This is a genomic window from Pseudomonas sp. PB120, assembly GCF_009761815.1.
Lineage (GTDB): Bacteria > Pseudomonadota > Gammaproteobacteria > Pseudomonadales > Pseudomonadaceae > Aquipseudomonas.
Genome location: NZ_RWIN01000130.1, coordinates 24,108 through 32,124, shown reverse-complemented (window position 1 = coordinate 32,124; position 8,017 = coordinate 24,108). Strand labels below are relative to the sequence as shown.

Annotated in this window: 9 protein-coding genes; 6 read left to right on the top strand and 3 right to left on the bottom strand. The window is 60.4% G+C overall.

Annotation, left to right across the window (positions count from 1 at the left end; genetic code table 11):
* On the bottom strand, positions 1-220 hold a 220-nt coding region (locus EJA72_RS29045), incomplete at its 3' end, for a hypothetical protein (RefSeq protein ID WP_218574382.1).
* Positions 221-291: 71 nt separating this feature from the next.
* Between EJA72_RS29045 and ssuE the strand changes: the two genes are divergently transcribed.
* The 6 genes from ssuE to EJA72_RS23705 all read left to right on the top strand — a co-directional run bounded on the left by ssuE (position 292) and on the right by EJA72_RS23705 (position 4,969).
* Positions 292-885, top strand: a complete 594-nt coding sequence (ssuE, locus tag EJA72_RS23730; protein WP_157714336.1) for an NADPH-dependent FMN reductase — start codon at positions 292-294, stop codon at positions 883-885.
* Positions 886-986: 101 nt separating this feature from the next.
* The gene (locus tag EJA72_RS23725; protein ID WP_157714335.1) at positions 987-1,952 is read left to right on the top strand and encodes a sulfonate ABC transporter substrate-binding protein; all 966 of its coding nucleotides are present in this window, start codon (positions 987-989) and stop codon (positions 1,950-1,952) included.
* A 25-nt stretch (positions 1,953-1,977) separates the two neighbouring features.
* Positions 1,978-3,126, top strand: a complete 1,149-nt coding sequence (gene ssuD, locus EJA72_RS23720; RefSeq protein WP_157714334.1) for an FMNH2-dependent alkanesulfonate monooxygenase — start codon at positions 1,978-1,980, stop codon at positions 3,124-3,126.
* An 8-nt stretch (positions 3,127-3,134) separates the two neighbouring features.
* Positions 3,135-3,917 carry an aliphatic sulfonate ABC transporter permease SsuC gene (gene ssuC, locus EJA72_RS23715; RefSeq protein ID WP_157714333.1) on the top strand — a complete coding sequence of 261 codons (783 nt, stop codon included), beginning with the start codon at positions 3,135-3,137 and terminating at the stop codon, positions 3,915-3,917.
* Complete coding sequence (gene ssuB, locus EJA72_RS23710; RefSeq protein ID WP_157714332.1) at positions 3,914-4,720, top strand: aliphatic sulfonates ABC transporter ATP-binding protein; 807 nt, start codon at positions 3,914-3,916, stop codon at positions 4,718-4,720. Before ssuC ends, ssuB begins: the two co-directional genes overlap by 4 nt.
* Before the next feature lie 33 nt (positions 4,721-4,753).
* Entirely contained in the window at positions 4,754-4,969 is a 216-nt protein-coding gene (locus tag EJA72_RS23705) for a molybdopterin-binding protein (protein ID WP_003229256.1), read from the top strand.
* 186 nt (positions 4,970-5,155) lie between these two features.
* Here the strand turns inward: EJA72_RS23705 and EJA72_RS23700 are convergent, their stop codons facing one another.
* Together EJA72_RS23700 and EJA72_RS23695 are read right to left on the bottom strand one after the other, a co-directional pair.
* The gene (locus EJA72_RS23700) at positions 5,156-5,794 is read right to left on the bottom strand and encodes a TetR/AcrR family transcriptional regulator (protein WP_157714331.1); all 639 of its coding nucleotides are present in this window, start codon (positions 5,792-5,794) and stop codon (positions 5,156-5,158) included.
* A 265-nt stretch (positions 5,795-6,059) separates the two neighbouring features.
* Complete coding sequence (locus EJA72_RS23695) at positions 6,060-7,436, bottom strand: glutamine synthetase family protein (RefSeq protein WP_090178366.1); 1,377 nt, start codon at positions 7,434-7,436, stop codon at positions 6,060-6,062.
* Positions 7,437-8,017 lie beyond the last annotated feature (581 nt).

The window sequence follows — 8,017 nt, the reverse complement described above, 5'->3', positions numbered from 1 at the left end:
CAGGCTCGCTCCCACAGGGGGAGGCGATCAACTGTAGGAGCGAGCCTGCTCGCGATGGCGATGTTCCACCCGCCGCATGATTCCGAGTGAACAGCATCCACACCGCAAGGGAGTTCAGGCCGTTTTTACGGCCTGTTTTTTTGCCCGGTACATTTGTTTTTGCATATCTCTTAAACGAATAACCAAATGAATAAATATGATTTATGGATATATAAATCACCTGTTAAGGTCTCTCCATCGAAGCGAGACCGCAAACCGCGAATCGCTCACACCCTTCAAGGAATCGTCTGAATGCTGGTCGTCTCACTCGGAGGAAGTCCCAGCCAACGCTCCCGTTCCGGGGTGTTGCTGGAACGCTCCCAACGCTGGTTACAAGCGCAAGGTGTGGAAGTGGTGAGTTACCAGGTACGGGACTTCCCGGCTGAAGACTTGCTGCACGCACGCTTCGACAGCCCGAAGGTGGTCCACCTGCTGCAGCAGATTGAAAACGCTGACGGCCTGCTCATTGCCACCCCGGTGTACAAGGCGTCGTTCTCCGGCGCGTTGAAAACCGTGCTGGACCTGCTGCCCGAACGCGCCCTGGCCCACAAAGTGGTATTGCCGATGGCCACCGGCGGTAGCATCGCCCACATGCTGGCGGTGGATTACGCGCTCAAGCCGGTGTTGTCGGCATTGAAAGCCCAGGAAATGCTCCACGGGATTTTCGCCGTGGACAGCCAGGTCGCTTACGGCGAAGGCAGCGCCCAGGCGCAGTTGGCGCCAGAGCTGGAACAACGACTGAATGAATCATTGGAGCTGTTTTTCAGCGCCATGGCGCGACGGCCCAAGCCGCTCGATCCGAACCTGTTGAACGAACGTCTGTTGAGCGCGCGCTGGAGCATCTGAGCCTGCACTCAAGCCACACCCGAATTTGAAGTACTCACCTTACTCAGCCGCTAACGGCCAAGCAGGTGCAGCCAAAACCTAACTGCAAAAAGGAGAGCGCTATGCGCACTGTCATTTTGCGTCGTGGTCTGGTCGCACTGTTTGCTGCGGCTGTCACCTTCGGCGCCATTACTCAAGCTCAAGCTGAAACACTGCGAATCGGCTATCAGAAGTACGGCACCCTGGTGCTGCTCAAAGCCAAGGGCACGCTGGAAAAACGCCTCGCCGCCCAAGGCGTGGACGTGCAATGGACTGAGTTTCCCGGTGGCCCGCAGCTGCTCGAAGGCCTGAACGTGGGCTCCATCGACTTTGGCGTGACCGGTGAAACCCCACCCGTATTCGCTCAAGCGGCCGGCGCCGACCTGCTCTACGTCGCCTACGAACCGCCAGCGCCGCACAGTGAAGCGATCCTGGTGCCGAAGGACTCGCCGATCAAATCGGTGCAGGACCTCAAAGGCAAGAAAGTCGTCCTGAACAAAGGTTCCAACGTGCACTACCTGCTGGTCCGCGCGCTTGAAGACGCCGGCCTCAAATACACCGACATCCAGACCGTATTCCTGCCGCCAGCCGATGCACGCGCCGCGTTTGAACGAGGCAGCGTCGACGCCTGGGTCATCTGGGACCCGTACCAGGCCGCCGCCGAACAACAGCTGCAAGCCCGCACCCTGCGTGACGGTCAAGGCATCGTCGACAACCATCAGTTCTACCTCGCCACCAAGCCTTACGCCCAGAAAAATCCTGAGGTGATCAAGACCCTGGTGGAAGAAGTGCGCGCGGTCGGTGAGTGGTCCAAGGCCAACCCGCAAGACGTGACCCAACAGGTTTCGCCGCTGCTCGGCTTGCCGACGGACATCACCCTGACCTCGGTGAAACGCCAAGGCTACGGCGCGTTGTTCCTGACCCCGGAAGTGGTCGCCGCGCAACAGAAAATCGCCGACAGCTTCTACCAGCTCAAGCTGATTCCGAAGCCGCTGAGCATCAAAGACGTGATCTGGACGCCACCGGCGGCCGTTGCCAAAGCACAGTAATTCGATTCCCTAAGGAGACCACTCCATGAGCCTCAATATCTTCTGGTTCCTGCCTACCCACGGCGACGGCCATTACCTTGGCACCGCCGAAGGTGCTCGCGCCGTCGACCACGGTTACCTGCAACAAGTCGCGCAAGCGGCGGATCGCCTGGGCTTCGGCGGGGTGCTGATTCCCACCGGTCGTTCCTGCGAAGATTCGTGGCTGGTGGCCGCGTCGCTGATCCCGGTGACCCAGCGTTTGAAATTCCTTGTCGCCCTGCGCCCCGGGATCATTTCCCCGACGGTGGCAGCGCGTCAGGCGGCGACGCTGGATCGCCTGTCCGGCGGTCGTGCGCTGTTCAACCTGGTGACCGGTGGCGATCCGGAAGAATTGGCCGGCGATGGTTTGTTCCTGACCCACGAAGAGCGCTATCAGGCCTCGGTGGAATTCACCCGCATCTGGCGCCGCGTTCTGGAAGGCGAAACCGTGGATTACGACGGTGAGCACATCAGCGTCAAAGGCGCGAAGTTGCTCTATCCGCCGATCCAGCAACCGCGTCCGCCGCTGTACTTTGGCGGCTCGTCGGAAGCGGCGCAGGACTTGGCTGCCGAGCAAGTGGAAATGGTCCTGACCTGGGGCGAACCGCCGGCCGCCGTTGCCGAGAAAATTGCCCAAGTGCGAGCGAAAGCCGAGAAGCTTGGCCGCACGCTGCGCTTCGGCATTCGCCTGCACGTCATCGTTCGTGAAACCAACGCCGAGGCTTGGGCCGCGGCCGATAAACTGATCTCCCACGTGGACGACGACACCATTGCCCGTGCCCAGGCGTCCCTGGCGCGCTTCGATTCTGTCGGTCAGCAACGCATGGCGGCGCTGCACGGCGGCAACCGCGACAACCTGGAAGTCAGCCCGAACCTGTGGGCCGGCGTCGGCCTGGTGCGGGGCGGGGCCGGCACGGCGCTGGTCGGCGACGGTCCAACCGTGGCCGCCCGAGTGAAGGAATACGCGGACCTGGGCATCGACACGTTCATCTTCTCCGGTTATCCCCATCTGGAAGAGTCCTATCGCGTTGCCGAACTGCTGTTTCCGCACCTCGATATCGAACGTCCCGAGTTGCCCAAAGGTGCCGGTTACGTCAGCCCGTTCGGTGAGATGGTCGCCAACGATATTCTCCCCAAAGCCGCGTCTCAGAGCTGAGGCGCGCCATGAAGAAAATCATCCACAGCCTTGCGCCCTGGGCGTTGCCGGTCCTGCTGCTGGCGGTGTGGCAGTTGTCAGTGTCGGCGGGCTGGTTGTCGACGCGGATCCTGCCGGCACCCATCGCGGTCATCGAAGCCGGCATCAGCCTGGTGCGCAGCGGCGAAATCTGGACGCACCTGGCGATCAGCGGCTGGCGCGCGGCATTGGGCTTCACCATTGGCGGCAGCATCGGCCTGGTACTGGGCTTCATCACCGGGCTGTCGAAATGGGGCGAACGCCTGCTCGACAGTTCGGTGCAGATGATCCGCAACGTGCCGCACCTGGCGCTGATTCCGCTGGTGATCCTGTGGTTTGGCATCGACGAGTCGGCGAAGATTTTTCTGGTGGCGCTCGGTACGTTGTTCCCGATCTACCTCAACACGTACCACGGCATCCGCAACGTCGATCCGGCGCTGGTAGAGATGTCCCGCAGTTATGGCCTGTCCGGTTTCAGCCTGTTCCGCCAGGTGATCCTGCCCGGTGCGCTGCCTTCGATTCTGGTCGGCGTGCGTTTCGCCCTCGGCTTCATGTGGCTGACCTTGATCGTGGCTGAAACGATCTCGGCCAGTTCCGGCATCGGCTACCTGGCGATGAATGCCCGGGAGTTCTTGCAGACCGACGTGGTGGTGCTGGCGATTCTGTTGTACGCGGTGCTCGGCAAGTTGGCCGATCTCGCCGCTCGTGGACTTGAGCGTGTGTGGCTGCGCTGGCATCCGGCATATCAGGTGAACAAGGGAGGTGCGGCATGACGGCTCAACAACCTCCACGCCTGCTGCGCGGCATTCCGCTGGCGGTGCGCAAGTTGCAAAAAACCTTCGGTTCGCGGCAGGTGCTGCGCGAGATCGATCTGCACATCCCGGCCGGTCAGTTCGTTGCCGTGGTCGGTCGCAGCGGTTGCGGCAAAAGTACCTTGCTGCGCTTGCTTGCCGGTCTCGACAAGCCCACGGGCGGTGAACTGCTGGCAGGCTCGGCGCCGCTGAGCGATGCCAGGGAAGACACCCGGCTGATGTTCCAGGAAGCGCGGTTGTTGCCGTGGAAAAAGGTCATCGACAACGTCGGCCTCGGGCTCAAGGGCAACTGGCGGCCACAAGCGCTGGAAGCGCTGGAATCCGTGGGCCTGGCGGATCGCGCCAATGAATGGCCCGCCGCGCTGTCCGGTGGGCAGAAGCAACGGGTGGCCCTGGCTCGCGCGCTGATCCATCAACCGCGCTTGCTGTTGCTCGACGAACCCCTGGGCGCCCTGGATGCCCTGACCCGAATTGAAATGCAGCAACTGATCGAACGGCTCTGGCAAAAGCACGGCTTCACCGTGTTGCTGGTGACCCACGACGTCAGTGAAGCGGTGGCGATTGCCGATCGGGTGATCCTGATCGAAGAGGGCGAAGTCGGCCTCGACCTGCACGTGGAACTGCCGCGCCCTCGGGTTCGCGGTTCCCATCGGCTGGCGGCGCTGGAGACCGAAGTCCTCAACCGCGTGCTGGCCCTGCCCGGCGAGCCGCCGGAGCCGGAACCCGTTTCACCCTTGCCTACGCAATTGCGTTGGGCGCAATAACCCAAGCCTTATCCAACGACAGGAATCACTATCATGACTATCAAAGCCATCAACGTTCGTAACCAGTTCAAAGGCTCCATCAAGGAAATCGTGCTGGGTGACGTTCTTTCGGAAATCGACGTTCAGACCGCTTCCGGCATCGTCACTTCGGTGATCACCACCCGCTCGGTGAAAGAGCTGGAACTGGTGGTCGGCAGCGAAGTGATCGCGTTTGTGAAATCCACCGAGGTGTCGATCGCCAAGTTGTAATCGGCGTGCATTGCGTACAACCCCGAAGGGTGTGAGCCCTTCGGGGTTTTTTGTGCGTGTGAATCAGTGGATTCGGCGGTGCTGCAATCGCGAGCAGGCTCACTCCCACATTGGATCTATGTCGATCACACAATCCCCTGTGGGAGCGAGCCTGCTCGCGATGAGGCCGGTGCAGCTGAAAAATAATCAGGCAGGAATAGCACGCTTCGGCAAATATGGCGGTAAATACAGCCCCAGATACGCATCAAACACCCGCATCCCTTCTTCCGCCATGCGCGGCGTGATCTGCCCATGCTGCTGCACCGAGCGCGCATACACCCGATCACCCAGTTCCATGGCCAGCGCAAACACATCAACATCACCCGGAAGCTTCGGTAGTTCGAAGTGATGATCGAAGAGCTTGTGCATCAGGTCGCCCAGTTCAATGTCGTGCTGGCGGTCGGCCTGGGTCACTTCAGTCAGGCCGTGCTGCGCGAGGATCAGTTGGCGCGCGGCGGCGTCTTCGTCGTAAATGTTGAGCATGCGTTGTTCCACCAGCCGCGAGAGGTCGCGCCAGCCGCTCAGGGCGTCGTGGTCGATGGGGGCTTGCAGGCAGGCGCGGAAAGCCGCGTGGACATCGGCAGTGAGCGCTTCGAGCAGGGCCGGGACGCTGGCGAAGAAGTGGTAGACGGAGGAGGGCGGGATCTCCGCGCGCTCGGCCACGCTGTAGATCGACAGACTGGCCACGCCCTCGGCGGCCAGCAGCGTGCGGGCGGCATCGAGTATCGAATCGATCCGGGCCTGGCTGCGGGCGCGGGGTTTGCGAACGGTGGCGGTGCGCGTCATTGGAGTCTCCTGCGGGGCAGCGGGCATTGTACGCAGAGCGAACAAATGTTCCATATCCCCTGTGGCGAGGGAGCTTGCTCCCGCTGGGTCGCGAAGCGACCCCAAAACCGGCCAATGCGGTGTGTCAGACACAATTGTATGGTTGATATAGGGAGTCCTTCGGCCTCCAGCGGGAGCGAGCTCCCTCGCCACAGGGGTTTGATGTTGGCCATAAAAAAACGCCGCAGGCTGTGAGGCCGGCGGCGTTGTTTTTTACTGCAGCCGTTTAAACGGTATGCAGGTACCAGTTGTACTCAAGGTCGGAGATGGAGTGTTCAAACTCTTCCAGCTCACTTTCCTTGCAGGCCACAAAGATATCGATGTATTTCGGATCGATGTACTTGGCCATGACTTCGCTGTCGTCCAACTCACGCAATGCATCGCGCAGGTTGTTCGGCAGGCTCTGCTCGTTCTGCTCGTACGAGTTGCCTTCCACGGGTGCGCCCGGCTCGATCTTGTTGGTCAGGCCGTGGTGCACGCCTGCCAGAACCGAAGCCATCAACAGATACGGGTTGGCGTCAGCGCCGGCAACGCGGTGCTCGATGCGCACGGCATCGGCGGCGCCGGTTGGAACGCGGATGGCCACGGTACGGTTGTCCAGGCCCCAGCACGGCGAGTTCGGCACGTAGAACTGTGCGCCGAAACGACGGTAGGAGTTGACGTTCGGGCAGAGGAAAGCCATCTGCGCCGGTAGGGTCTCGAGCACACCGCCGATCGCGTGACGCAGTGCGGCGTTCTGCTCGGGATCCTCACTGGCAAAAATGTTTTTGCCATCTTTATCAAGAATCGAAATGTGGACGTGCAGACCATTGCCCGCCTGGCCCGGGTAAGGCTTGGCCATGAAGGTGGTGTCCATCTCATGGTCGTAGGCGATGTTCTTGATCAGACGCTTGAGCAGGACCGCGTAGTCGCACGCCTTGATCGGGTCGGCCACGTGGTGCAGGTTCACTTCGAACTGCGCCGGGGCACTTTCCTTGACGATGGCGTCGGCCGGGATGCCTTGCTCTTTCGCACCTTCCAGGATGTCCTGGAGGCAGTCGACGTATTCGTCGAGGTCGTCGATCAGGTAGACCTGTGTCGAATGCGGGCGTTTGCCGGAGACCGGCGAGCGAGGTGGTTGCGGACGACCGTTCACGTTCTCCTGGTCGATCAGGTAGAACTCCAGTTCGAACGCTGCGCAAATGGTCAGGCCCATTTCGTCGAACTTGCGCACGACATTGGCCAGCACTTCCCGCGGGTCGGCAAAGAACGGCTGACCTTCGAGTTCGTGCATGGTCATCAACAGTTGCGCGGTCGGGCGCTTCTGCCAGGGCTCATTGCAGAGGGTATCGGGAATTGGATAACAGATTCGGTCAGCATCGCCGATGTCCAGGCCCAGGCCGGTGCTTTCCACCGTCGAGCCATTGATATCCAGAGCAAATAGGGAGGCCGGCAGGTTGATGCCTTTCTCGTAAACCTTGTGGAGGCTGGTGCGTTCGATGCGCTTGCCGCGCACCACACCATTCATATCCGCAATCAGAAGGTCAACGTACAGAACCTCAGGATGTTCCTTAAGGAACGCGTTCGCTTCGTTAAGCTGAACGGCACGCGGGGGTACCGACATGATGCAACACCTTTGTTGTTAAAAATATCAATCATTGATCTCTTCGGATTCCAGTCAACCCGAACGGCATGCCGAAGTCAAGCGAGGCCTTTTGTGCCCTAAAAAAGCGCTCGTAGGGCTTTTTTGAGGCACTTTGGGGCGTTTTTATACCTTTGAATGCTTTAGCGGCCGCGGGCTTGAGCGGGCCGTGTTGTATTTTTTACGGGGGTGTTGTGTAAAAAAATGAACAAGGCTAAGCTCGATTCAAACCCATAACAGCAATAATACCGGGGTGCTTCATGTCTCGCCTGCCGTTAATCGGCGTCGCCATCTGCTCCAGGCAGATCGGTCAGCATGCTTATCACATCTGTGGTGACGTCCACGTCCGCGCCATGGCTCCAGCGGCTCCGGGCCTGCCGGTGATTTTCCCGCTCCCGACGAAGCGACTGCTCCTGTCCGATATTCTGGACGGTCGAAGCGGCACCCCCATTACGGTTACTCCATTCAATATAGAACCGATTCACAATAGCGCCTCGGCGATCTCGCCGGGCAGCGCTCGTGATTCTGCACGCCCGGCTTTTGGCGCACGGTCCGGATAAAAC